The organism is Puniceibacterium sp. IMCC21224, from assembly GCF_001038505.1.
Lineage (GTDB): Bacteria > Pseudomonadota > Alphaproteobacteria > Rhodobacterales > Rhodobacteraceae > Puniceibacterium.
Map to the genome: position 1 here is coordinate 109,793 of NZ_LDPY01000001.1, position 22,809 is coordinate 132,601.

Consider the following 22,809-nt stretch of genomic DNA (forward strand, 5'->3'; position numbering starts at 1 on the left):
CAAAGCACTGAAAATCTTGGTCCTTCTATCGGACCTTAGTGCGCACCCTTGCCCGCCTCAAGCGCCGCGACCAAATCAAGAGTGTCCCATGCTGCTTTCTTCATCGCTGCGCCTGTCGGTTGGGCAGCGACCACCATACGGTTAAACGGCAGATCCGCCAGCTCATCGGCCACGCGCCTGCTCATTGCGATCAAATAAAGCGGGCCTTGGCCCTGATGGCAATGCACAAAATGTCGCGCCGTCCGGGGCGAGAAAAGCGGCGCGATCACCAGAGCCGGGCCAACCAGCGCCGCCAGTGCCCCGGAAGAGAGGGGCCGCAGCGGCTGGTCATAGATCACCGCCTCGTCCGTCTCTATCCCTGCGGCGCAAAGGCTGGCCGCCACATCCCCCCGGCTGTGGGTGCCGCGCAGGTGCAACAGTGGGCCGGGGTTTTGACTCGCTGTCACTAGGGCGATCAGCGCCCCGGCGTCGCCCTGCGCCGACCGGGCAACCAGCCCGGCGGCACGTGCCGCGCAGGCGGTGGCCTCTCCCACGGCAAAGCACATCCCCTGATCGGTCCCGCCCAGTGCACGATATGCCTCGACCCCATTGGCCGAGGTAAAGATCAGCCCCCGATACCGACCAAGGTCTGGGGGCGGTTCCAGTGGTTTGATCCCGATCAACGGGCTGCACAGCGCGTCGAAACGGATCTGCGTGCCAACCTTAAGATCCGCGATAAACGCCCGCGAAGCCGCCTTGGGCCGGGTCATCAGGACCACGGGGCGTTGCGCGATCACGGCAGGAGCGGGATTGTGAGAGACATGCTGCGGTGGTAACTCCGCAACGGCACAGACGCAACGGGAAGACGCCATGACTGCCCCGCTGACCATTCTCGGGCTGGAAAGCAGCTGCGACGATACCGCCGCCGCCGTGGTGCGCGGTCGCAAGATCCTGTCGTCCATCGTGCTGGGACAGGACGCGCTGCATCGTGCCTATGGTGGCGTCGTGCCCGAAATTGCCGCGCGCGCCCATGCGGAAAAGCTGGATATTTGCGTGGCTCAGGCATTGGCCGACGCGGGTCTGCCCCTGTCGGGCATGGATGCCATTGCGGTCACGGCAGGCCCCGGGCTGATCGGCGGCGTGTTGTCCGGGGTAATGATGGCCAAGGGGCTGTCGGTGGGATCGGGCCTTGCGCTGATCGGTGTCAACCACCTGGCGGGACATGCCCTGACTCCGCGCCTGACGGATGACTTGCCCTACCCTTACCTCATGTTGCTCGTCTCAGGCGGGCATTGCCAGTTCCTGATCGTGCGCGGCCCGCAGGATTTCAGCCGCATCGGTGGCACCATCGACGATGCACCAGGCGAGGCGTTTGACAAGACCGCCCGCCTACTAGGCCTGCCACAACCGGGAGGGCCTTCGGTCGAACATGCCGCAGTCGCGGGGGATCCGGCGCGCTTTGCCTTTCCCCGACCGCTGATGGATCGGCCCGGCTGCGACATGTCGTTTTCCGGCCTCAAGACCGCGCTGCTGCGGCAACGCGATACGTTGATAGCCGCCCAAGGTGGGCTGTTTGAGACGGATGTCGCCGATCTGTGCGCCGGATTTCAGGCGGCCGTGCGCGATGTTCTGATTGGCAAAACCCGCCGTGCCATCGCGCTGTATCTTAAGGAACAGCCACCCGTTCCCGGTTTTGCCGTCGCCGGCGGTGTCGCCGCCAATCGGGCCATTTGCGCCGGGTTAGAGACGCTTTGCGCCGATGCCGATCTGCGGTTTGTCGCGCCACCTTTGGCGCTATGCACTGACAACGCAGCGATGATCGCCTATGCCGGCGGCGAACTGTTTGCCCAAGGGGTGCGTCACGACATGACCCTGTCGGCCCGCCCGCGCTGGCCGCTGGATCGGTCCGCCGTACCAATGCTTGGCTCGGGCAAAAAGGGGGCCAAGGCATGAGCATCGGCATCCTCGGGGCGGGCGCGTTTGGCACCGCACTGGGCTGTGTGCTGGCGCGCCACGGCGGCGTGGTGACTCTTTGGGGTCGCGATGCTGCGAGGTTGGCGGCGATGCAACAAACCCGCCAGACTGATCGCCTGCCGCGAGTCACGCTGCCGTCCAATCTGACGTTTTCGACCGAGTTTGCGGCGTTATTTGATGCTGACACGCTGCTCCTCGCTACTCCGGCACAAAGTCTGCCCGGACTGCTGCAACAGATCCCCGGCCCGTTGTCCGGCGTTCCATTGGTGGCCTGCTGCAAAGGGCTGGACCTGACCACCTGGGACGGACCGGCGCAAACCATCGCGCGTCTAAAGCCCGAGGCGATTCCCGCCCTGCTGACCGGCCCCAGTTTTGCCGCGGATATCGCGCGGGGCCAGCCAACGGCGCTGACGCTGGCCTGCGCCGATGCTGCGATGGGCCGCGCCCTACAACAGCAACTTTCGACCCGAACATTGCGATTGTATCGGACAACGGATGTGATCGGCGCCGAATTGGGTGGTGCCCTCAAGAACGTGATCGCCATTGCCTGCGGCACCTGCATCGGAGCCGGTCTGGGTGACAGCGCCCGCGCCGCGCTGATGACGCGCGGATTTTCGGAATTGCAACGCCTTGCCGCAATGCTAGGCGCGTTGCCGGACACTCTGTCAGGACTTTCTGGTTTAGGTGATCTGGCACTGACCTGCACCTCGGATTTGTCGCGAAACTATCGGTTTGGCCTGGCATTGGGTCGCAACGATCCCTTTGACCACAGTCAAACCGTCGAAGGCGCAGCCACGGCCCGCGCCGTCACCCAACTGGCCGCCGCACGCGGGCTGGACCTGCCGATTTGTGCCACTGTCGCGGCCATCGTCGACGGTGAAACCAGTATTCCCGAGGCGCTGACCGCGCTTCTCTCACGTCCCCTGAAGGAGGAATAATATGCTTATCGCTCTGATCGCCCGCGACAAACCCGGCGCGCTGCCGGTGCGTCGGGAAAACCGCCCCGATCACGTTGCTTACCTCAAGGCATCCGCAGCCGTGCAACAGGCCGGCCCGCTGTTGGATGATGCCGGTGAGATGGCGGGATCGCTGATCATCCTTGACGTGGCTGATATGGCCGAAGCCGAAGCCTGGGTCGCCGGTGATCCCTACGGCAAGGCCGGGTTGTTTGCCTCGGTCGAGCTGGTGGCCTGGAACCGGGTTATCGGCTGATGCGGTACTGGCTATTCAAATCTGAACCGTCGGTTTGGGGCTGGACCGATCAGGTGGCCAAAGGCGACGATGGCGAAGAATGGGACGGCGTGCGGAATTATCAGGCCCGCAATTTCATGCGTGACATGGCCCTTGGCGATCTGGGGTTCTTTTACCATTCGCAGACGGAAAAGGCGGTCGTTGGCATTGTCCAAGTCTGCGCCACAGCCCATCCCGACAGCAGTACCGACGATCCCCGCTGGGAATGCGTGGATATCAAGGCGGTCCGTCCTCTTGTCAGCGCGGTGACGCTGGACATCATCAAAGCTGACCCGCAGCTTGCCGAGATGGTCCTGGTGCGCAATTCGCGCCTATCGGTCCAACCGGTGAGCGACGACGAATGGCGCGCGGTCTGTGCCTTGGGCGAAACAAAGCCCTAGCTGCGCAGGGCGATTGCGAGATAGCGTGATCCAATCGGCGAATCAGAGGGCGCGTTATGGGTATTCTATCAGTTCTGGTGGCGGCCTTCGCGGGCTTTGCCGTTGGTGCGGCCTGGTACATGACGCTGGCCAACCCTTGGATGGCTGCAGTGGGCATTGCACGCGGGCCAGATGGCAAACCGCAAGGCGACGGATCAAAACTGCCGTTCCTGCTGTCAGCGATAGCGATGATTCTGGTGGCGGGCATGATGCGGCACATCTTTGCCAGCTCGGGCATCACCACCGCCGGGGGCGGGCTGTTGTCGGGTCTGGGTATCGGACTCTTCTTTATCAGCCCCTGGATCATGATCAACAACGCCTACGCGATGCGCCCCTTTCGGTTGACGCTGATCGACGGCGGCTATGCGACCTGTGGCTGTGCGATCATCGGACTGGTGCTAACGCTATTCTGATCACAGCATTCCCTGCCTACCAAGATCGTGCAGATGCATACCCAAAAAGGGGGTCCTGACCAATCGGCCAGAACCCCCTCTGTCACCCCGGCGCTCCCACAGCACCTATCGTGATCAAAATCAGGTTCCGGCCATTCTGGCCTGTATCACCGATACTTAACGCAGAACCCGACACCCGACAATTTCATAGTCCGCGCAATGCAAGCCATATTGGCAAGGCTCCCTTAACCCTCACAGGTTAGCGTCACTCGTGCAAGGCTGCGGATGCGCTCAGCCGTACACCGCTTCCTTGCCGAAATGCTTGGTCAGCATATAGTAGACCACCGCGCGATATTTGTTGCGCTCGGATTTTCCGTAGACATCAATCACCGAATTGATCGCATCCATCAGTTCTGGTCCATCGGCCAGGCCCAGTTTTTTGATCAGGAAATTGGTTTTGACCGTCTCAAGCTCGGACGCTTGTGATCCGGCCACCGTCGATGCGTCATTGTTGTAGATCGCGGGACCACAGCCGATCGTCACCTTGGTCAGCAGCGCCATATCCGGTTCCATCCCGCATTTGCTGCGCAGATCGTCCGCATATTTGGCGATCAGATCATCACGTTTTCCCATCTGTCCTCTTTCCCTATGTGCGGGGCGCTGCCCGTCTTATACCCGAGTGTTCTGGTCTGCTTTCGACCCGCCGATATCGTGACGACATTACCCGCGTCTGACAATGGGGATAATCCCCCGGCGTTCCCCCCACTTGCGATCTAGCATATCAGCATCGACAATTGTGTGGGCGTCCAAGTCCACCACCGGACAAAATCAGCGGGCACCGGCGTCCCGCGTTTTGATCCGGCGAGCGTCTGATCCTACACTGCCCTTGCCGCCCCACACCGATCCGAAAGGAAATCAGCCCATGACCCGCGATACAGTCAGCTTTACCCAGATGAAGGACGGCACCGCCGAAGATTATCACCTGCTGGAAACACTTGAAAAACCGTATCTTGCGCTGACCGCTGACCGGGTTCTGGACGAGTTGCGCCGCCAGGATGAAGCGACGCTGGAAGGGTACAAGATCACCCGAATGACCCACGGGCTACAGGCTGCCACACGGGCTGAACGGGATGGCGCGGACATCGACTGGATTGTCGGCGCGCTGTTACACGATATTGGCGACGGGCTCGCTCCGCAGAACCACGACCGATTTTCGGCCGAAGTGATTCGCCCCTTTGTGCGCTGGGATGTGGCCTGGGTGGTCGAACATCACGGCATCTTTCAGATGATATATTACGGCCACCACTACGGCTGGGACCGCAACGCCCGCGAACGGTTTCGCGACCACCCTTGCTTTGACAGCTGCGCCACGTTTTGCGAACGCTGGGATCAGTCATCCTTTGATCCGGCCTATGACGCCCTGCCCCTTGATCACTTTGAACCGATGGTCCGCGCCGTTTTCGCCCGCAAAGCCTATGACTCTGTGGTTCTGCAAGACGGGGTTGTGTCGCCGCTAGGCACCTGATCCGCGACGTGCCAAGGGCGCGCCAAGTTTGGCGCGCCCTGCAACTGTTCTGTTCGATGACGTGGCTTACGACAGGCTGCCGATCACCACGTCACCTTCCAGCCCTTCAACGCCGCTTTCGTCGAATTCAGGCTGCGCTTCGATATCGCTCCGGGTCATCGACGCCAGCTTGAGATAACCGTCTTCGGTCACGGAAAACTGGTCAGCGGGGATCGCCACGGTGTATTCACCAAGGCCAAGAAACCCACCAACACCGATCACAAAAGCCGGACCGTCGGGCTGCGCAACAACATAGTCGATCTCGCCGATGGTTTCGTCGTCAATACCGGTCACGGTCATGCCCAGAACTTGGTCCACGGTCAATTCAGCGACATCGTTCGGGAGCGGGTCTGCGCCCATGTCATCGCCCAGAGTCGGCTGGGTTTCGGCCGCCATACCAGTCTCGGGGGCAAGCGTGGTCCCGGCGTCCGGTGCAACCGGCATATCGGTCGACATCTCGGTATCCGCTTCGACATCAGCATCCGGTATGACCGGCGTTTCAGCCGTCATATCAGACCCGGTGCCCATTTCGGTGCCATCGGTGGTCGCATCGGATTGGGTTTCGACTTCTGCCGACGGCACCAGCGGTGCGGGTGCTTCGGTCGATGTTTCCTGAGCAATGGCGCCCCCAGCGACGAGAGCAGCAACTGCCGAACCGATCATCATATTCTTGAGTGTCATCGTTCATCTCCTAGTGTCGTTGACGTTATGCAAATACAATGCGCCAGACCCGCCGGGGGTTTCCGCCGATTGAATAATTTTGCGTGGAACCAACAGCTTGGATTCCGCGTTCCCGCGCGCTCCTTATGAGTCTGCCGCTCAGACTAAAGATCTAGCGAAAATAACTTTCCCACAATTCGGTTCGGGGCGTGAAACCGGCACCCGGCGCGGGCATAAACGGCGACCGGCGCTGCGGGTGGCAGGAAATTGCCCGAATTTTGTCGGTACATACAACCTTGCAACCAATCAAATGCAGCTGCGTTTGGTCGGCTTGCCGTCCTTTTTGCCGCCAGAAACACAAACGCCGCCCAGATATCTGGACGGCGCTTTCAGTTTCCCAAAGTCTGGCGTTGTCAGTAGCGGTAATGCTCGGGCTTGAATGGTCCCTCAGGCGAGACGCCGATATAGGCGGCCTGCTCGGCGTTCAGTTCGGTCAGGCGCACACCGATGCGTTCCAGATGCAGGCGCGCGACCTTTTCATCCAGATGTTTGGGCAGGATAAAGACACCGGGCTGGTATTCGTTACCCTTTGTCCACAACTCGATCTGCGCCAACACCTGATTGGTAAAGGATGCCGACATCACGAATGACGGGTGGCCGGTGGCATTGCCGAGGTTCAGCAAACGCCCTTCGGAGAGCAGGATCAGACGGTGCCCGTTGGGCATCTCGATCATGTCCACCTGTTCTTTGATGTTGGTCCATTTGTGGTTCTTCAGGCTGGCAACCTGAATTTCGTTGTCGAAATGGCCGATGTTGCCGACGATGGCCATATCCTTCATCTCGCGCATATGCTCGATGCGGATCACGTCCTTGTTGCCGGTGGTGGTGACAAAGATGTCGGCGGTGGTGACCACATCCTCAAGCCGGACAACCTCGAACCCGTCCATCGCCGCCTGAAGCGCGCAGATTGGATCGACCTCCGTCACCTTGACGCGGGCACCGGCGCCCTGCAACGACGCGGCACAGCCCTTGCCGACGTCACCGTAGCCCAGCACAACAGCAACCTTGCCGGCCATCATGGTGTCGGTGGCACGGCGGATACCGTCGACCAGCGATTCCTTGCAACCATACTTGTTGTCAAACTTGGACTTAGTGACGCTGTCGTTCACATTGATCGCCGGGAACGGCAACTGACCCTTCTTGTGCAGGTCATAAAGGCGGTGAACACCGGTCGTGGTCTCCTCCGACACACCCTGAATCGCGTCGCGCGTCTTGGTGAACCAGCCCGGCGTCTCTTTCATGCGCTTCTTGATCTGCGCAAAGATCGCCTCTTCCTCTTCCGAGGTCGGCACGTCGATCAGGCCAGTCTCGCCCGCCTCTACGCGTGCGCCCAACAGGACATACAACGTCGCATCGCCACCATCGTCGAGGATCATGTTCGCGCCTTCGGGGAACATGAACGACCGATCAAGGTAATCCCAATGCTCAACCAACGTCTGACCTTTGATCGCAAAGACCGGTGTTCCGCCCGCAGCAATTGCCGCCGCCGCATGGTCCTGCGTCGAAAAGATATTGCACGAGGCCCAGCGCACATCCGCGCCCAGCGCCACCAGCGTCTCGATCAGCGCGGCGGTCTGGATTGTCATGTGCAGCGACCCGACAATACGCGCCCCTGTCAGCGGCTTGCTCTGGCCATATTCGGCGCGCAGGGCCATCAGGCCCGGCATTTCGGTTTCCGCGATATCAAGTTCCTTGCGGCCATACGCGGCCAGTGCAATGTCCTTGACGATATAATCATGTGCCATATGCGGCGCTCCAATCTGGTGTCAGTCCGTTGCCTGAGGACGTAGCAGCCCTTGATTTGCGGGACAACCTGCATCAGAGTCGCGTCAACATCAGGTCCGCCTTTTCGCGCATCCCTATCAACGGATTCCGCGCCAATGCGGGGCTTGGGAACGCCGACAGGTCGCGGATTGAACCGCAATCAGCAACCATTGCATTCAAAAATCACCAAGTTGCGCGGCTACTGCGTCTGTGCGAAACGTGGATATCGTGCACTGACCCGCCCCTGAACAGGTCCACACCATGTCCAAACCTCCCCGTGCCTGGCAACGCATGCTCTCAGGTCGCCGCCTCGATCTGCTGGATCCTACCCCGGTCGATATCGAGATCGAGGACATCGCCCACGGCCTTGCCTTTGTCGCGCGCTGGAACGGCCAGACACGCGGCGATTTTGCCTATTCCGTGGCAGAACATTCGCTGTTGGTGGAAACCTTGTATTCGCGGTTGTGCCCCGCCGCACCGGTCAAATGGCAATTGGCCGCCTTGCTGCATGATGCCCCGGAATACGTGATCGGCGACATGATTTCACCGGTCAAATCCGCGGTCGGGCCCAGTTACGGCGCGCTCGATGATCGACTGACGGCGGCAATTCACATCCGCTTTGGTCTGCCTGCGCAGATACCCGCCACAGTCAAGAAACAGATCAAGCGTGCCGACCGCATCAGTGCCTGGATGGAGGCAACCCAGATCGCAGGCTTTTCCAAGGTCGAGGCTGATAAATTCTTTGGCCGCCCAGCCCCCGAACTCATGAACGATCTCGCGATCCGGCTGCGTCCGCCGCTGGACGTACGGGTCGAATTCACAGCGCGACACCGCACATTGATGGCTCAGCTTTGACCCTGACAATCCGGCGCGCGGGCACACTTGATACACGGCAAATGGCCGGGCTGTTGAATGAAATCATCGCCATCGGCGGCTCCACAGCCTTTGTTGATCCCATGACCCGCAGCGACATTGCGAACTGGATGTCCGCTACACCCGACCGCGCTGCCTGGCACGTCGCCGAATCGGACAGCGGAAAGATCCTCGGTTTCCAGTGGATCGAGCCGCATTCCGACCTGCCGCCCCAAGCCTGTACAATCGCCACCTTCGTGCAGCCGGGGCGCACCGGGCTTGGCATCGGATCAGCCCTGTTCGATGCAACAGCGCGGGCCGCCCGTGGACTTGGTTTCAAATGGATCAACGCCACCATCCGCACCGACAACGGCAGCGGCATCGCCTATTATCAAAGCCGCGGTTTCGAGGATTGGAACACCATAGCCGACGCCCCCGTAGCCCCCCGGGTGATGAAACGCTTCATCCTGTGAACCGTCCCCAGCTTCTTCTCTTCAAAAATACGCAAATACAACGCCAGACACAGGCTTGCCCGTTCGAAATTACCCACTCCCGAACCGAAGGCCACGACCTCAAAATCGAAATTTACAAGCCGCGCCCTGCTACTTCGGGCTGCGTTTGGCCAGGATCCGTTGCAGGGTCCGCCGATGCATGTTCAGCCGCCGCGCGGTTTCGCTCACATTGCGGTCGCACAGTTCATACACCCGTTGGATATGCTCCCATCGCACGCGATCTGCGCTCATCGGATTTTCGGGCGGTGGCGGCAGGTCGTCGGTTTTGCACAGCAGCGCGTTGGTGATGTCGGTCGCGTCCGCAGGTTTGGACAGGTAATCCGTCGCCCCGATCTTGACCGCAGCGACCGCTGTCGCAATCGCGCCATATCCCGTCAGTACTACCACGCGGGAATCCGGGCGCTTTTCGCGCAGCACTTCAACCACATCCAAGCCGTTGCCATCCTCAAGCCGCAGATCCACCACCGCGTAGGCAGGGGGGCGCGCCGTCGCGATGGCTGATCCCGCCGCCACCGATCCAGCCATCTCGACCTCAAACCCGCGCTTTTCCATCGCCTTGGCAAGGCGGCGCAAAAACGGCTCGTCATCATCGACCAGCAAAAGGGTTCGGTCACTGCCAAGCTCGTCCAAAGCCCGTTCCGTCATATCCCGCCCTCCTTGCCGCCCGCTCATCGCGTCGAACAGATTTACCCCGCCGCCGGGGGTTGGTCAAATACTCCTGAAAATTCAGGCGTTTTCCAGAAAGCAGCTAACCCGGTTAGCCATCTCATCGGCGGATACGTCGCGGCGGAAATAATCGACGAATCCCTGCTCGGGCAGCACCAGATAGGTAAAGGTCGAATGGTCGACCAAATAATACGCGTCGCCAGTGTCATGCACATTGGAATAGGTCCGGTAGGCTTGGCTCGCTGTCCGGATCTGCTCTGGACTGCCGGTCAGGCCGATCATCCGTTCATGCATATTCGCCGCGTAAGCCTTTACCACGTCAGGAGTGTCGCGTTTCGGGTCGATCGTGATGAACACAGGCGTGATCGTCTCACCGCGCTCCTCCATGATGTCGGTCACTTCGGCGTTGCGCGCCACGTCAATCGGGCAAATGTCCGGGCAGAAGGTATAGCCGAAATACAGCAGCGTCGGCCGCGTAATCACATCCTTGTCGGTGACCGTCTCACCATCGCCGTTGATCAGGGTAAACGGCCCGCCGATATCCCCCGCCACCTGTCCACTGCGACAGTTTGCAAAGACATCGCCCCCGCCGCCGGGCGCCGTGACGTACCAGGTGCCCACCATCAGGGCGGTGATAGCAACCGAAGCGGATATAGCGGCGATGCGAAGCATTGCGTGTCCCTTGTGCAAACGGCCCGTGCGACGGAGTCGTTGATTAACCAGTACCGCAGACCTATCAATTGAGCGCGTGGGGTCAAAGGGGCGAAACACCGCAGATGTCGATGACCGAAATCAGCCTGCTGGGCGAAGTAAACCGCAGCAACTGGATCCGTTTGCGCACGATGATCCTGCTGCGCTGGATCGCCATCATCGGCCAGCTCAGCGCGCTGACCGTTGCACGCAACCTTTACGATCTCGAACTGGAACTGGGGTTGTGCTACCTCGCCGTCGGGGTGTCGGTCATCGGCAACATGGTCGCGATCTTTGTCTTTCCCGAAAACAAGCGCCTGACCGAAAGCGAAAATCTGGCGATGGTCATGTTTGACCTGCTGCAACTGGGCTTTCTGCTCTACCTCACTGGCGGCCTGCACAACCCGTTTTCGCTGCTGGTGCTGGGCCCGGTAACCGTGTCCGCCGCAGTGCTGAAACTGCGGTCCACGGTGCTGCTGGTTGCCACCGCGTTTGCGATGGTCTCGGCGCTGGTGTTCTTTCATTTGCCGCTGCACACCACCGAGGGCGAAGTTCTGCGACTGCCTGACATGTTTGTCTTTGGCCAATGGGCGGCCATTTCGATCGCGCTGATCTTTATTTCTGTCTACGCCCGTCGGATCACCCGCGAAATGCATGCGATGGGCGACGCGCTGACCGCCACGCAGATGGCGCTGTCGCGTGCGCAACAACTCAACGATCTTGGCGGGGTCATTGCTGCCGCGGCGCATGAACTTGGCACCCCGCTCGCCACGATCAAACTGACCTCGTCCGAGTTGATCGAAGATCTTGCCGACCGACCGGAACAACAGGACGACGCCCGGCTGATTCGCGAACAGGCAGACCGCTGCCGCGATATTTTGCGGTCGATGGGCCGCGCGGGCAAGGACGATCTGCACATGCGGCAAGCGCCGCTGGTCGCCGTGATCCGTGAGGCAGCAGAGCCGCATCAGGATCGCGGCAAGGACATCGTGATTCAGGAAATCCCCGATCCGGGGGGACATGCGCAGCAACCCCAGATCCTGCGCCGACCCGAGATCATCCACGGCCTGCGCAACCTGATACAAAACGCCGTAGACTTTGCCCGCGCCACCATCTGGATCGAAGCCGGGTGGAGCGATGGTACAATTTCGATCCGCATCCTCGACGATGGTCCCGGCTTTCCACCGCATCTGATTGGCCGCATGGGTGAACCCTTTGTGCGCAAGCGCCGCAGCGAGGCCGACCGCCTGTCGCGCCCGGCTTACGAGGGCATGGGTCTGGGCCTCTTCATCGCCAAGACCCTGCTTGAGCGCACCGGAGCCGAGCTGAGTTTTGCCAATGGCACCGACCCTTTCCTGCTGCCCGCAACCCAAGGTGAGCGGCGTGGCGCAATCGTCGAAGTCATTTGGCCCCGCGCCAGAATCGTCCCGGAAACCGGCAACCACAGCGCCGGGATCGGAGAAAACCGGCCAATCGAAGTGTGATCACGCCATTGTCTTTGTAAGCTTAACCTGATCTTAACTGAGCTTAATCACTCTGGTCATGAACAGCCAATCGCCATGTGGTGGGATCTGAATTGCAGACATATCTGATACTCAGTGCCGGCCTTGGTGCCTGTCTATCTGCGATCATTGGGGTGCTTTTGCTGCGCTCGTCGCTGCGGCCCGAACGCCCGGTCCGGGCCCGTGACTCGGGTGTGGCGGATGTCGATTTTCTGATTCGCGACGGTTTTGTCTTTAACGCGACAACAGCAGCTTGGCGGATGATCGGACAACCCGTCGGGCAGGAGTTCAAATGGGCTTGCCTATATAACATCCTGTCATCACGGTTCCCCAACCTGACACCAGAGCCACCGCAAACGCCGCAACAATTCGCGGCCATCGACAACCCGGACACCATTCTCCAACTCACCCCAGAAGCGGGCGACTTTCGGATCTCGTTGCGGGGGCGGGATCCCACGCTTGCCGACATCCACAAGCTGGCGATTGAACATACCGAGTTCGAGTTGCTGCGCACCGCCATGGCCGCCTTGCCCAATCCGGTCTGGCAATGCAACTCAGCCGGTCGCGTGTTGTGGTCGAACGCGGCATATGTCGATTTTGCCCGGCGGATGATTCCCGACGATCCCCAGGGCAACCTGTTCGACCTGACGCTGCCCCCAGACGCGATGCCACAAAAGACCCGCGCCAATGTCGGAGGTTCGACCCAGGATAAACGCTATTGGTTCGAGGTCACCTCGATCAAATCCAGCGATACCTGGCTGAACTATGCCGTGGACATCGACGCCATTGTGAACGCCGAAACCGCGCAGCGCAATTTTGTCCAGACCCTGGCAAAAACCTTTGCGCATCTGCCTATTGGCCTGGCGATCTTTGACCGCGACCGTCGACTGGCGCTGTTCAATCCGGCGCTGATCGACCTGACCGCGCTACCGGCCGATTTCCTCAGCGGACGGCCCAACCTGCTGTCGTTCTTTGACCACATGCGCGAAAATCGCATGATCCCAGAGCCCAAGAACTATGTCGGCTGGCGCGAACAGATGGCCTCGCTCGTTGCGGCCGCGACGGACGACCGCTATTCCGAGACGTGGACCCTGCCCTCGGGCCTTACATACAAGATCACCGGACGGCCGCATCCCGATGGCGCCGTCGCCTTTCTCCTCGAAGATATCAGCGCCGAAATTTCGCTCACCCGCCGGTTCCGGAGCGAGCTTGAGCTGAACCAGTCGGTGATAGAAGTGTTCGACGATGCCGTGGCAGTGTTTTCGCCCCTGGGTGTGCTGACCTTTTGCAACGACGCTTACCGCGATATGTGGAAAACGGACCCCGACAGCGCCTTTGCAGCAATGACAATTCTCGATGCTATTCGACTGTGGCAGGGTGCCTGTGTTCCGACTCCGGTCTGGCAAAAGATACGCGACATGGTGCTTAGCCTGTCTGATCGCAACCAATGGTCCACCAATGTGAAACGCACCAACGGGGAACATCTGTTGTGCCGCCTCGATTCGGTGTCGGGCGGCGCCACAGTGGTCCGGTTTACCGCGCAGCCCGCCGACGCAGATCAGAGAATAGAGCAGGCATCATCCGCAGACTTGATCGGGCATCTCGACGACCGGACCTGATACGGGCTTGCAGCCGGGGGCCGGGTGGGTAATCTCGCGCCATGCGCAAATCCACTGCCCTATTCCATGCTTCATCCCCCGAAAGCACTTGTACTTTGGCGCAGCGCCTTGGCGCGCATCTGCGTCCGGGCGATGTGCTGTTGCTATCGGGCGAAATTGGCGCAGGCAAAACCCATTTCGCGCGCTGCCTGATCCAATCCCGATTGATCGAACCCGAGGATGTCCCCTCGCCGACCTTTACCCTGGTGCAGCAATACGACACCGACGCGGGCGAGCTTTGGCATGCCGACCTCTACCGCCTGTACGATCCCGATCATTGCGTGGAACTGGGCCTGACCGATGCGTTTGAGACGGCGATCTGCGTGGTCGAATGGCCCGACAGGTTGGCCGCCCTGACCCCCGCAGACGCGCTGGAGATATCGTTCGCCGCGCCGGGCGACGCCGACGACAGCCGCGATCTGCTCTTTACCTGGAGCGCGCCACGATGGGCGGGCATCATCGCGCAGGCCCTCGCATGATCCAGGACTTTCTGACCATCGTAGGCTGGCAGGATGCACAGCAATTTCCCCTGGCCGGTGACGCCTCATCGCGCCGCTATATCCGTCTGGTCCGCGGCTCGACCCGCGCCATCCTGATGCATGATCCCGAAGGCGATGTAACCCTGTTCGCGCAACTGGCGCGGCATCTGAGCGGCTTGAACCTTAGCGCGCCGCAGGTTTACGCCGAAAATGCCCAGCAAGGTTTGCTGCTGATCGAAGATCTGGGGGACGCGCTTTTCGCCCGGCTCTGCGAACAGCATCCGTCGGATGAAACCCCGCTCTACCTCGCCGCGACCGAGGCGCTGATTGCGCTTCACAGGTATCCCCCGCCTCGAACCCTGCCGATTGCTGATCCCTCGCGTCTGGCGCAGATGACCGATCTTGCCTTTTTGCACTACCTCCCTCGTGCCACCGGACATAGCGACACGGGCGCGCAACAGGCTTGCATCGCCGCGTTTCACAGCGCGCTGAACCGCTATGCCCCCGACACAGATGTCATGATCCTGCGCGATTTTCACGCCGAGAACCTGATTTGGCTGCCCGATCGCAGCGCCACAGCGCGCACCGGACTGCTCGACTTTCAGGATGCGCTTGCAGGGCACCGCGCCTATGATCTTGCCTCGCTTTTGACGGATGCGCGGCGCGACGTTTCCCCCGACACTGCCGAGGCTGCAATTCGACACTATATTGCCGCAACCGGTATCGCCGAAGAGCCGTTTCGCGCCGCGATCGCCGTACTGGGGGCGCAACGCAATCTGCGCATTCTTGGCGTCTTTGCCCGCCTTGCCGCGTCCCGTGGAAAACCGCATTATATCGACCTCATCCCGCGCGTGTGGGGGCATCTGATGGCAGACCTGAAACACCCTGCGCTGCGCGATATTGCGCCGCTGATTGTTGACTGCCTGCCGGAACCGACCGCACCCATTGTAGAAAGACTGAAAACCCCATGCCCGACGCAGTAATGCTTTTTGCCGCTGGGTTCGGCACCAGAATGGGTGCGCTGACCGCCAATCAGCCCAAACCGTTGATCCCGGTGGCTGGCGTGCCGCTGATCGACCATGCACTGGCTTTGACCGACTCCGTTGGCCCGCTGCGCCGGGTTGTGAATACGCACTATCGTAGCAATCAACTGGCGACGCACCTGGCTGGTCGCGACGTTGCCATCTCGGACGAGCAACCGCAGATTCTGGACACTGGCGGCGGACTACGCGTGGCGCTGCCTCTGCTGCGGGCGGACCCGGTATTTACCCTCAACACCGATGCGGTGTGGTCCGGGCCCAACCCGCTACGCCTGCTCGCCGATGCCTGGGATCCTGCGCGGATGAAGGCACTTTTGCTCTGTGTTCCCCTGGGCCGCGCGATCGGGCGCAAAGGCGGCGGTGATTTCGGGTGCTCTGCTGACGGTCAGCTTAGTCGTGGCGGTGATCTGGTCTATACTGGCGCGCAAATCCTGTGCACCGAGGGTCTGGCGACAATTGCAAAATCCGCGTTTTCCCTGAATGTCGTTTGGAACGACATGGCGACGCGCGGCGAACTGTTTGGTCTGACCTATCCCGGTCGCTGGTGTGATGTCGGCCATCCCGAAGGTATCGCCATGGCCGAAGCGATGCTGGCCGACGCCGATGTTTGATCCAACAGACAGCCCACGGGTCTTCGGACTCGCCCCCGGTATCGACTTTCCGGCCGCCCTGATCGACGGACTGCGCAAACGGTTGGCCGAGCACCCCCCCGAAGCGATGGCGCGGGTCGAACTGATCGTGAACACCACACGTATGCGTCGCCGCCTGATATCTTTGTTCGATGCCGGCTCCGCGACGCTGCTGCCGCGCATCCGGTTGCTGACGGATCTCTCTGATCCGGTCAGCCTGAGCAGCCTGCCCGAACCCGTCTCGCCACTGCGGCGGCGGCTAGAGTTGGTGACACTGATCGCCCGTTTGCTTGAATCACAGCCCGACCTTGCCCCGCGTTCAGCGCTCTATGATCTGGCTGACAGTCTGGCGGGAGTCATGGACGAGATGCAGATCGAGGCTGTGTCCCCCGCCGCCATCGAGGCACTGGATGTTAGCGATCAGTCCGGCCACTGGCAACGCGCGCTCAGCTTTCTGCGGATCGTGCAGCGGTATTTTGATACCAGTGATGAGGTGCCGGACAGCACCGCGTTGCAAAGGATTGTACTGGAACAAAGACTGATTGACTGGAAAACTGCCCCACCGCGTCATCCCGTGATCCTTGCCGGATCAACCGGGTCACGCGGCACCACATTACGGCTGATGCAGGCCGTAGCGCGTCTGCCGCAGGGGGCCGTGATCCTGCCCGGTTTCGATTTCGACACACCCCCGGATGTGTGGCAGGAACTGGACAACCCCTTGACCGGCGAAGACCATCCGCAGTTTCGGTTCGCCCGATTGCTGCAAAATCTGGACCAGTCGCCCAACACAGTGATCCCCTGGACCGACACGCCGCCGCCCAACGCCGCACGCAACAGGCTGGTGTCGCTGGCGCTGCGCCCCGCCCCGGTCACAGACCAATGGCGCGCCGAGGGGCCGGATCTGCCAATGTTCGACACGACCACGGCCGACATTACCCTGATTGACGCCCCGACCCGGCGGGACGAGGCGCTGGCCATCGCGCTGCGTCTGCGCGAAGCCGCCGAAACAGGCGAGACAGCGGCGCTGATCACCCCGGACCGAATGCTATCGCGGCAGGTCACGGCTGCGCTGGATCGTTGGGACATCCTGCCCGACGACAGCGCCGGCACGCCGCCGCAACTGACCCCGCCGGGACGGCTCTTACGGCACATTGCCACGTTGTTTCAGCAGGACTTGACCGCTGAGGCGCTGATCACCCTGCTCAAGCACCCACTGACCCACACCGGGACGGGGCGGCGGGACCATCTGCTGTTGACCCGCAAGCTCGAATTGCGGATCCGGCGCGATGGCTGGCCTTATCCCAGCGCTCAACAAATCACCGATTGGGGTGCCAGGAACGAAGCCGAAGATTGGGCCGCCTGGATCGTGCAATGTTTTGTCGAGCCCCCGGAACGCACCGCTCTGCAACTCGGCACCTGGCTGGACAGGCATATCGCACGGGCCGAAACGATTGCCGCCGGCTCTGCTTCGGACGACGCGGGTGAACTATGGGCCCAGCCCGCGGGACGCGAGGTTCGCAGGCTGGTCGATACCCTGATCACCGAGGCACCCCATGGTGGCACGCTTGAGGCACGTGACTACGCCGATCTGTTCGGTGCTGTTCTGGCGGACGGAGAGGTGCGCGATCGCGACGCACCGCATCCGCGCATCCTGATCTGGGGCACGCTCGAAGCGCGGGTGATGGGCGCTGATCTGCTGATCCTTGGCGGATTGAATGAGGGGAGCTGGCCGGAACTGCCCGGTGCGGACCCCTGGCTGAACCGCCGGATGCGCGCAGATGCGGGTCTGTTGCTGCCTGAACGGCGCATCGGACTGTCGGCGCATGACTTTCAACAGGCCATTGGCGCGCCCAAGGTCTGGTTGACCCGCGCCGCAAAATCCGACGATGCCGAGACGGTGCCATCGCGATGGTTGAACCGGCTGATGAACCTGATGACCGGCCTGCCCGAACGCAATGGTCCCGCGGCCCTGGCCGGGATGAAGGCCCGCGGCGATCACTGGCTGGCACTGGCGCGCACTCTTGAGACACCGATCCCTGCGGATCCCGCCCCGCGTCCGTCCCCCGCACCACCCGTCCCGGCCAGACCGATCCAGTTGTCGGTGACCGAGATCAAGCGCCTGATCCGCGACCCTTATGCGATCTATGCCCGGCATGTGCTGCGTCTGCGCCCGCTCAACCCGTTGCAACGCGCGCCAGACGCGCTGTTGCGCGGCATCGTGCTGCACGAGGTGATGGAACAATTCCTGCGCGACATCATGGCCGACCCTGCCCGCCTGCGCACCGACATCCTGACCCGACTAAGCGCAGATATCATCGCTGAACAGATCCCGTTTCCGGCCATCCGCCATCTCTGGCAGGCTCGGATCACCCGGATTGCCGATTGGTTCGTCACGACCGAACGGACGCGGCAAACGCTGGCCCAGCCGCATCCCGACAGGTTGGAGGTCAGTGGGCGCGCGATCCTGAACGATCCTGTCTTTACCCTGACGGCCAAGGCGGACCGCATGGACATCGACACGCGCGGAAACGCGCATATCTATGACTACAAAACTGGCGCCGCGCCGACCACGCCGCAACAGCGACTGTTTGACAAACAACTGCTGCTCGAAGCCGCGATGGTTGAGAATGGCGGCTTTGACGGCATTGGTTCGCGCCATACTGAACGCGCCACATTTCTGTCGCTCAGCGCGTCACCATCGGAAACGCCCGCCCCGCTGGACGAGGTGACCACAGAACAGGTCTGGGCCGAATTTCAGACCCTGATCAGCATATATGCGACGCAGGAACAGGGCTATACCGCGCGGCGGGCTTTGCTGTCCGAAAACGACATATCCGATTATGACCATCTGGCGCGCTATGGCGAATGGGAGACGTCTGAGCCCGCCCAGCTAGTGGTGCTGACATGATCCGAAACGAGGCCACCGAACGGCAGGTACAGGCCGCCCGCCCGGATCTGTCCACATGGCTTTCAGCCAACGCCGGGTCAGGTAAAACTCGGGTGCTGACCGACCGCGTGGCGCGATTACTGCTCAACGGGGTGTCGCCCGAACATATCCTGTGCCTGACCTACACCAAGGCCGCCGCGTCCGAGATGCAGAACCGCCTGTTCCGCCGCTTGGGAAAATGGGCAATGCTGGATGATGCACCGCTGCGGGACGAATTGCGCGAACTTGGGGTCGATACGGTGCCATCGGGGCAGTTTCTGAATCAGGCCCGCACACTGTTCGCCCGCGCGATTGAGACGCCGGGCGGATTGCGGATTCAGACCATCCATTCGTTCTGTGCGTCACTGTTGCGCCGCTTCCCACTCGAGGCGCAAGTCAGCCCCCAGTTTCAAGAGATGGAGGATCGCGCGGCGGAACTGATGCGCGCCGAACTGCTTGACCGGATCGCGGACGGTCCGCAGGCGCAGGTGGTTGCAGATCTGGCCGCGTATCTCACGACGGACGATTTGGAAAAACTGCTGCGCGATCTGGTGCAGAACACAGCCGCTTTCCTGCCCCCACGCGATGATGCCGCAGTCCGCGCGCTCTATGATCTGCCCCACGGGCTGGACCGTGACAGTCTGCTTGCCGGGGTTTTTCTGGGGGGTGAGGTCGACTTTCTGGCCGAACTGGTGCCGCATCTGGCTGCCAGCGGACCCAACGATCAGAAAACCGCCGCCAAGCTGGACGCGGTCACTGGCGCGGACATGGCATCGCTGAACCGGCTGGAAGATGCGCTGCTGTTGAAAACCGGCGAAAACGCCGGACAGGCCAACCTGGCACGCGTCCCGACTAAGGGTGTTCGCAAAGCCGCAGACCATCTGATGCCGCAGCTCGACGCGCTGATGCTGCGGGTTGAGGCCGCGCGCCCGTTGCGCCTGTCGCAGCAAGCCGCTGATCGGGATATCGCGCTGCACCGCTTTGCCCAAGTGTTCCTGCCCGCCTATGCCACCGAAAAACAGCGGCGCGGCTGGCTCGACTTTGACGATCTGATCGCCAAGGCCAGCGCCCTGCTGAATGACCGGGCGGTGGCTGAATGGGTGCTCTACCGGCTTGATGGCGGCATTGACCACATTCTGGTGGACGAGGCGCAGGATACCAGCCCGGTACAATGGCAGGTTATCACCCGTCTGGCACAGGAATTCACCAGCGGCGACGGCGCCCGCACCGACATCCGCCGCACGATCTTTGTCGTTGGTGATAAAAAGCAGTCGATCTATTCGTTCCAAGGCGCGGACCCGGACGAATTTGACCGAATGCGCGCCGATTTTGCCGAACGGCTTGCCGCAACCGATGCCCCGCTGTCAAACCTGACGCTCGATTTCAGCTTCCGCTCGGCCGAGCCGGTGCTGCGGCTGGTAGACAACACGTTTGCCGGGCGCAACGATGCCGGGTTCTCCACCGAACAACAGCACCGCGCGTTTAAATCCGAGATGCCGGGCCGGGTCGATCTGTGGCCGCTGGTGGAAAAGACGGCTGATGACAAGGACGGGCCGTGGTTCGAGCCGGTCGATCAGGTCGGCCGACAGCACCACACCGTTGTTCTGGCCCAGCGTATCGCCCATTTCATGGCCGACAGCATCGGCAAACCCCTGCCCGTGGAACAGGGCCAGACCGGCAGCTACACCGCGCGACCGATCCACGCCGGCGATTTCCTGATCCTTGTTCGCGGCCGGTCGCGGTTATTCATCGAGATCATCCGCGCTTGCAAACAGGCGGGGCTGCCGATTGCCGGGGCTGACAGGCTCAAGGTGACGGCGGAACTGGCGGTGCGCGATCTGGGCGCGCTGCTGTCAGTTCTGGACACACCTGAGGATGATCTGGCGCTGGCCACCGCGCTGCGGTCTCCACTGTTTGGTCTGAGCGAGCAACAGCTTTTTGACCTCGCGCATCGCCGCACCGCGCCTTACCTCTGGATCGCGCTGCGCGAGCGGCGGGACGAATTTCCGCAGGCCATGGCGATACTCGATGATCTGGGCGCCAAGGCCGACTTTCTGCGGCCCTACGACCTGATCGAACGCATCCTGACCCGGCACAACGGCCGCAAACGGCTGCTGGGACGGCTGGGGGAAGAGGCCGAAGACGGGATCAACGCGTTGCTGCAACAGGCACTGGCATTCGAACAATCCGCAGTGCCGTCGCTGACCGGCTTTTTGCAATGGATGCAGAGTGACGATCTTGAGATCAAGCGCGCCGCGGACAGTGCCGGGGAACGCGTCCGGGTGATGACAGTGCATGGTGCCAAGGGGCTGGAAGCGCCCATCGTCATCCTGCCCGACTGCGCCCAGCCGAACACGACGCTGCGTGGCAATCTTTTGCGCCACGGCGCTGACGCCGTGTGGAAACAAACCTCGGATCAGATGCCTCCGCTGCACGACAGCCTGTCCATCACGGCGAAAGAGGCCGAAGCGCGCGAACGTGACCGGCTGCTATATGTGGCTCTGACGCGCGCCGAAAGCTGGCTGATCGTGGCGGCGGCGGGTGATTTGGGCAAAAAGGGCGAGGCTTGGTACGATAAGGTGTCCGAAGGGATGCGCCGTTCGGGAGCCGCACCGCATCCCTACGATTTCGGCGACCTTGGTGGTGGCGACGGTCTGGTTCTGGGTCAGACCGACTGGTCCGTCCTGGACCTTGAGATCCCTGATACCGTGCAACGTCGAACCGTTGACCTGCCACCGCAATTCTCCCGCCCAGCGCCAGAGCCGCAGCTGCCCGCCCCAACACTCAGCCCGTCGGACCTGGGCGGGCCCAAGGCGCTGCCCGGCATGGACGGCCTGAGCGAGGAAGCCGCCAAGCGACGCGGCACCCTGATTCACGCCCTGTTGGAGCACCTGCCCGCCATTGACCCGCGCAAGCGCCCGGAAATCGGGCCGCTGATCCTGTCGCGGTTGGACAAGAGCACAACAAACGACGAAGCGCAGGCGCTGACAGCCGGTGCCATACGTCTGTTGGACCTGCCCGACCTCGCGCCGTTCTTCGCGCCTGAAACTCTGGCCGAAGTGCAGCTGACTGCCGCAATTCCCGAAATGGAAACGCGGCTTTCTGGGGTGATCGACCGGCTGATCGTGACCGATACACAGGTCACGGCCGTCGATTTCAAAACCAACCACACAGTGCCGGCAACGCCCCAGGCCTGCCCGGACGGGTTGTTGCGTCAGTTGGGGGCCTATGCCGCGATTCTGGCGCAAATCTATCCCGAACGCGCGATCGAGGTTGGCATCCTCTGGACCGAAACCGCCCACTACATGCCGATGCCTGCCGCGCTGATCACACAAGCGCTTGATCGTGCGGGCATGCCTTGACGTTGCCGGTGCGGGTCCATACTTTCACTACCAGACAAGCGGGGGTGCTGGACCCCCATTCCCAAGCTGCTAGGAGAAAGCCGATGGCAACCGTCGCTGTGACCGACGCCACTTTTGACGACGAAGTAAAAAACTCCGCCGTTCCTGTTATTGTGGATTTCTGGGCCGAATGGTGCGGGCCGTGCAAACAGATCGGCCCGGCTCTGGAAGAGTTGGCCGCTGAATACGGCGACAAGATCAAAGTCGCCAAGGTCGATGTCGACAGCAACCCCAATTCCGCCGCGGCCATGGGCGTGCGCGGCATACCGGCGCTGTTCATCTTTAAGGACGGTCAGGTGATTTCGAACCGTGCCGGCGCAGCCCCCAAGGCGGCGCTCAAAGGCTGGATCGAAGACTCAATCTGAACCTCGTCTCAGACTCAGATCCCAAA

22 protein-coding genes are annotated in these 22,809 nt (G+C 61.5%); 16 read left to right on the forward strand and 6 right to left on the reverse strand.

Translation table 11 applies throughout. The annotated features are described in order from the left end of the window. Positions 1 to 35: 35 nt before the first annotated feature. On the reverse strand, positions 36 to 851 hold the full coding sequence (locus IMCC21224_RS00505; protein ID WP_082135098.1) for a uroporphyrinogen-III synthase: 816 nt from the start codon (positions 849 to 851) through the stop codon (positions 36 to 38). Here IMCC21224_RS00505 and tsaD point away from each other — a divergent pair. The 5 genes from tsaD to IMCC21224_RS00530 are packed head-to-tail and all read left to right on the forward strand — an operon-like array spanning position 850 to position 4,036. Next, a complete protein-coding gene (tsaD, locus tag IMCC21224_RS00510) occupies positions 850 to 1,932 on the forward strand; it encodes a tRNA (adenosine(37)-N6)-threonylcarbamoyltransferase complex transferase subunit TsaD (RefSeq protein ID WP_047993664.1) in 1,083 nt (360 codons plus the stop codon). The two genes, IMCC21224_RS00505 and tsaD, sit on opposite strands and share 2 nt — an antisense overlap. Beyond that, complete coding sequence (locus tag IMCC21224_RS00515; RefSeq protein WP_047993665.1) at positions 1,929 to 2,891, forward strand: NAD(P)H-dependent glycerol-3-phosphate dehydrogenase; 963 nt, start codon at positions 1,929 to 1,931, stop codon at positions 2,889 to 2,891. Before tsaD ends, IMCC21224_RS00515 begins: the two co-directional genes overlap by 4 nt. Before the next feature lies 1 nt (position 2,892). Then, positions 2,893 to 3,165 carry a YciI family protein gene (locus tag IMCC21224_RS00520; RefSeq protein WP_047993666.1) on the forward strand — a complete coding sequence of 91 codons (273 nt, stop codon included), beginning with the start codon at positions 2,893 to 2,895 and terminating at the stop codon, positions 3,163 to 3,165. Next, positions 3,165 to 3,584, forward strand: coding sequence for an EVE domain-containing protein (locus IMCC21224_RS00525; RefSeq protein WP_047993667.1), 420 nt, complete (start codon positions 3,165 to 3,167; stop codon positions 3,582 to 3,584). The genes IMCC21224_RS00520 and IMCC21224_RS00525 overlap by 1 nt, the downstream gene beginning before the upstream one ends. Before the next feature lie 56 nt (positions 3,585 to 3,640). After that, complete coding sequence (locus IMCC21224_RS00530) at positions 3,641 to 4,036, forward strand: DUF1761 domain-containing protein (protein ID WP_047993668.1); 396 nt, start codon at positions 3,641 to 3,643, stop codon at positions 4,034 to 4,036. A 270-nt stretch (positions 4,037 to 4,306) separates the two neighbouring features. Here the strand turns inward: IMCC21224_RS00530 and IMCC21224_RS00535 are convergent, their stop codons facing one another. Beyond that, complete coding sequence (locus tag IMCC21224_RS00535) at positions 4,307 to 4,648, reverse strand: DUF2853 family protein (RefSeq protein ID WP_047993669.1); 342 nt, start codon at positions 4,646 to 4,648, stop codon at positions 4,307 to 4,309. 319 nt (positions 4,649 to 4,967) lie between these two features. Between IMCC21224_RS00535 and IMCC21224_RS00540 the strand changes: the two genes are divergently transcribed. Next, positions 4,968 to 5,540, forward strand: a complete 573-nt coding sequence (locus tag IMCC21224_RS00540; protein WP_082135277.1) for an HD domain-containing protein — start codon at positions 4,968 to 4,970, stop codon at positions 5,538 to 5,540. Positions 5,541 to 5,606: 66 nt separating this feature from the next. Here IMCC21224_RS00540 and IMCC21224_RS26320 read toward each other — a convergent pair whose 3' ends face one another. Both IMCC21224_RS26320 and ahcY read right to left on the reverse strand, forming a co-directional pair. Then, on the reverse strand, positions 5,607 to 6,260 hold the full coding sequence (locus IMCC21224_RS26320; protein WP_053078854.1) for a PRC-barrel domain-containing protein: 654 nt from the start codon (positions 6,258 to 6,260) through the stop codon (positions 5,607 to 5,609). A gap of 392 nt (positions 6,261 to 6,652) precedes the next feature. Continuing rightward, positions 6,653 to 8,044: an adenosylhomocysteinase gene (gene ahcY / locus IMCC21224_RS00550; protein WP_047993671.1), complete on the reverse strand. Its 1,392-nt coding sequence runs from the start codon at positions 8,042 to 8,044 to the stop codon at positions 6,653 to 6,655. A 280-nt stretch (positions 8,045 to 8,324) separates the two neighbouring features. Between ahcY and IMCC21224_RS00555 the strand changes: the two genes are divergently transcribed. Together IMCC21224_RS00555 and IMCC21224_RS00560 are read left to right on the forward strand one after the other, a co-directional pair. Next, complete coding sequence (locus IMCC21224_RS00555; protein WP_047993672.1) at positions 8,325 to 8,918, forward strand: HD domain-containing protein; 594 nt, start codon at positions 8,325 to 8,327, stop codon at positions 8,916 to 8,918. Further along, entirely contained in the window at positions 8,915 to 9,388 is a 474-nt protein-coding gene (locus tag IMCC21224_RS00560; protein ID WP_369795977.1) for an N-acetyltransferase family protein, read from the forward strand. The genes IMCC21224_RS00555 and IMCC21224_RS00560 overlap by 4 nt, the downstream gene beginning before the upstream one ends. Before the next feature lie 129 nt (positions 9,389 to 9,517). Here IMCC21224_RS00560 and IMCC21224_RS00565 read toward each other — a convergent pair whose 3' ends face one another. After that, on the reverse strand, positions 9,518 to 10,072 hold the full coding sequence (locus IMCC21224_RS00565) for an ActR/PrrA/RegA family redox response regulator transcription factor (RefSeq protein WP_047993673.1): 555 nt from the start codon (positions 10,070 to 10,072) through the stop codon (positions 9,518 to 9,520). An 81-nt stretch (positions 10,073 to 10,153) separates the two neighbouring features. Beyond that, on the reverse strand, positions 10,154 to 10,765 hold the full coding sequence (locus IMCC21224_RS00570; RefSeq protein ID WP_053078855.1) for an SCO family protein: 612 nt from the start codon (positions 10,763 to 10,765) through the stop codon (positions 10,154 to 10,156). 104 nt (positions 10,766 to 10,869) lie between these two features. On the opposite strand from IMCC21224_RS00570, the gene regB reads away from it, so the two are divergent. The 8 genes from regB to trxA all read left to right on the forward strand — a co-directional run bounded on the left by regB (position 10,870) and on the right by trxA (position 22,783). Beyond that, complete coding sequence (regB, locus tag IMCC21224_RS00575) at positions 10,870 to 12,267, forward strand: sensor histidine kinase RegB (protein ID WP_047993674.1); 1,398 nt, start codon at positions 10,870 to 10,872, stop codon at positions 12,265 to 12,267. 92 nt (positions 12,268 to 12,359) lie between these two features. Next, a complete protein-coding gene (locus IMCC21224_RS00580; RefSeq protein WP_231581988.1) occupies positions 12,360 to 13,904 on the forward strand; it encodes a PAS-domain containing protein in 1,545 nt (514 codons plus the stop codon). A gap of 41 nt (positions 13,905 to 13,945) precedes the next feature. After that, entirely contained in the window at positions 13,946 to 14,422 is a 477-nt protein-coding gene (gene tsaE, locus IMCC21224_RS00585) for a tRNA (adenosine(37)-N6)-threonylcarbamoyltransferase complex ATPase subunit type 1 TsaE (RefSeq protein ID WP_047993675.1), read from the forward strand. Next, entirely contained in the window at positions 14,419 to 15,405 is a 987-nt protein-coding gene (locus IMCC21224_RS00590; RefSeq protein ID WP_047993676.1) for an aminoglycoside phosphotransferase family protein, read from the forward strand. The genes tsaE and IMCC21224_RS00590 overlap by 4 nt, the downstream gene beginning before the upstream one ends. After that, positions 15,390 to 16,073 (forward strand): nucleotidyltransferase family protein, encoded by a 684-nt coding sequence (locus tag IMCC21224_RS00595; protein WP_047993677.1) that lies wholly within the window; start codon positions 15,390 to 15,392, stop codon positions 16,071 to 16,073. Before IMCC21224_RS00590 ends, IMCC21224_RS00595 begins: the two co-directional genes overlap by 16 nt. Continuing rightward, the gene (gene addB / locus IMCC21224_RS00600; RefSeq protein WP_047993678.1) at positions 16,066 to 18,999 is read left to right on the forward strand and encodes a double-strand break repair protein AddB; all 2,934 of its coding nucleotides are present in this window, start codon (positions 16,066 to 16,068) and stop codon (positions 18,997 to 18,999) included. Before IMCC21224_RS00595 ends, addB begins: the two co-directional genes overlap by 8 nt. Then, on the forward strand, positions 18,996 to 22,379 hold the full coding sequence (gene addA / locus IMCC21224_RS00605) for a double-strand break repair helicase AddA (RefSeq protein ID WP_047993679.1): 3,384 nt from the start codon (positions 18,996 to 18,998) through the stop codon (positions 22,377 to 22,379). Before addB ends, addA begins: the two co-directional genes overlap by 4 nt. Positions 22,380 to 22,462: 83 nt before the next feature. Beyond that, on the forward strand, positions 22,463 to 22,783 hold the full coding sequence (trxA, locus tag IMCC21224_RS00610) for a thioredoxin (protein ID WP_047993680.1): 321 nt from the start codon (positions 22,463 to 22,465) through the stop codon (positions 22,781 to 22,783). Positions 22,784 to 22,809 lie beyond the last annotated feature (26 nt).

Coding starts and splice junctions, on each gene's coding strand:
- tsaD (WP_047993664.1), top strand. CDS start 850: ATGACTGCCCCGCTGACCATTCTCGGGCTGGAAAGCAGCTGCGACGAT.
- IMCC21224_RS00505 (WP_082135098.1), bottom strand. CDS start 851: ATGGCGTCTTCCCGTTGCGTCTGTGCCGTTGCGGAGTTACCACCGCAG.
- IMCC21224_RS00515 (WP_047993665.1), top strand. CDS start 1,929: ATGAGCATCGGCATCCTCGGGGCGGGCGCGTTTGGCACCGCACTGGGC.
- IMCC21224_RS00520 (WP_047993666.1), top strand. CDS start 2,893: ATGCTTATCGCTCTGATCGCCCGCGACAAACCCGGCGCGCTGCCGGTG.
- IMCC21224_RS00525 (WP_047993667.1), top strand. CDS start 3,165: ATGCGGTACTGGCTATTCAAATCTGAACCGTCGGTTTGGGGCTGGACC.
- IMCC21224_RS00530 (WP_047993668.1), top strand. CDS start 3,641: ATGGGTATTCTATCAGTTCTGGTGGCGGCCTTCGCGGGCTTTGCCGTT.
- IMCC21224_RS00535 (WP_047993669.1), bottom strand. CDS start 4,648: ATGGGAAAACGTGATGATCTGATCGCCAAATATGCGGACGATCTGCGC.
- IMCC21224_RS00540 (WP_082135277.1), top strand. CDS start 4,968: ATGAAGGACGGCACCGCCGAAGATTATCACCTGCTGGAAACACTTGAA.
- IMCC21224_RS26320 (WP_053078854.1), bottom strand. CDS start 6,260: ATGACACTCAAGAATATGATGATCGGTTCGGCAGTTGCTGCTCTCGTC.
- ahcY (WP_047993671.1), bottom strand. CDS start 8,044: ATGGCACATGATTATATCGTCAAGGACATTGCACTGGCCGCGTATGGC.
- IMCC21224_RS00555 (WP_047993672.1), top strand. CDS start 8,325: ATGTCCAAACCTCCCCGTGCCTGGCAACGCATGCTCTCAGGTCGCCGC.
- IMCC21224_RS00565 (WP_047993673.1), bottom strand. CDS start 10,072: ATGACGGAACGGGCTTTGGACGAGCTTGGCAGTGACCGAACCCTTTTG.
- IMCC21224_RS00570 (WP_053078855.1), bottom strand. CDS start 10,765: ATGCTTCGCATCGCCGCTATATCCGCTTCGGTTGCTATCACCGCCCTG.
- regB (WP_047993674.1), top strand. CDS start 10,870: ATGTCGATGACCGAAATCAGCCTGCTGGGCGAAGTAAACCGCAGCAAC.
- tsaE (WP_047993675.1), top strand. CDS start 13,946: ATGCGCAAATCCACTGCCCTATTCCATGCTTCATCCCCCGAAAGCACT.
- IMCC21224_RS00590 (WP_047993676.1), top strand. CDS start 14,419: ATGATCCAGGACTTTCTGACCATCGTAGGCTGGCAGGATGCACAGCAA.
- IMCC21224_RS00595 (WP_047993677.1), top strand. CDS start 15,390: ATGCCCGACGCAGTAATGCTTTTTGCCGCTGGGTTCGGCACCAGAATG.
- addB (WP_047993678.1), top strand. CDS start 16,066: ATGTTTGATCCAACAGACAGCCCACGGGTCTTCGGACTCGCCCCCGGT.
- addA (WP_047993679.1), top strand. CDS start 18,996: ATGATCCGAAACGAGGCCACCGAACGGCAGGTACAGGCCGCCCGCCCG.
- trxA (WP_047993680.1), top strand. CDS start 22,463: ATGGCAACCGTCGCTGTGACCGACGCCACTTTTGACGACGAAGTAAAA.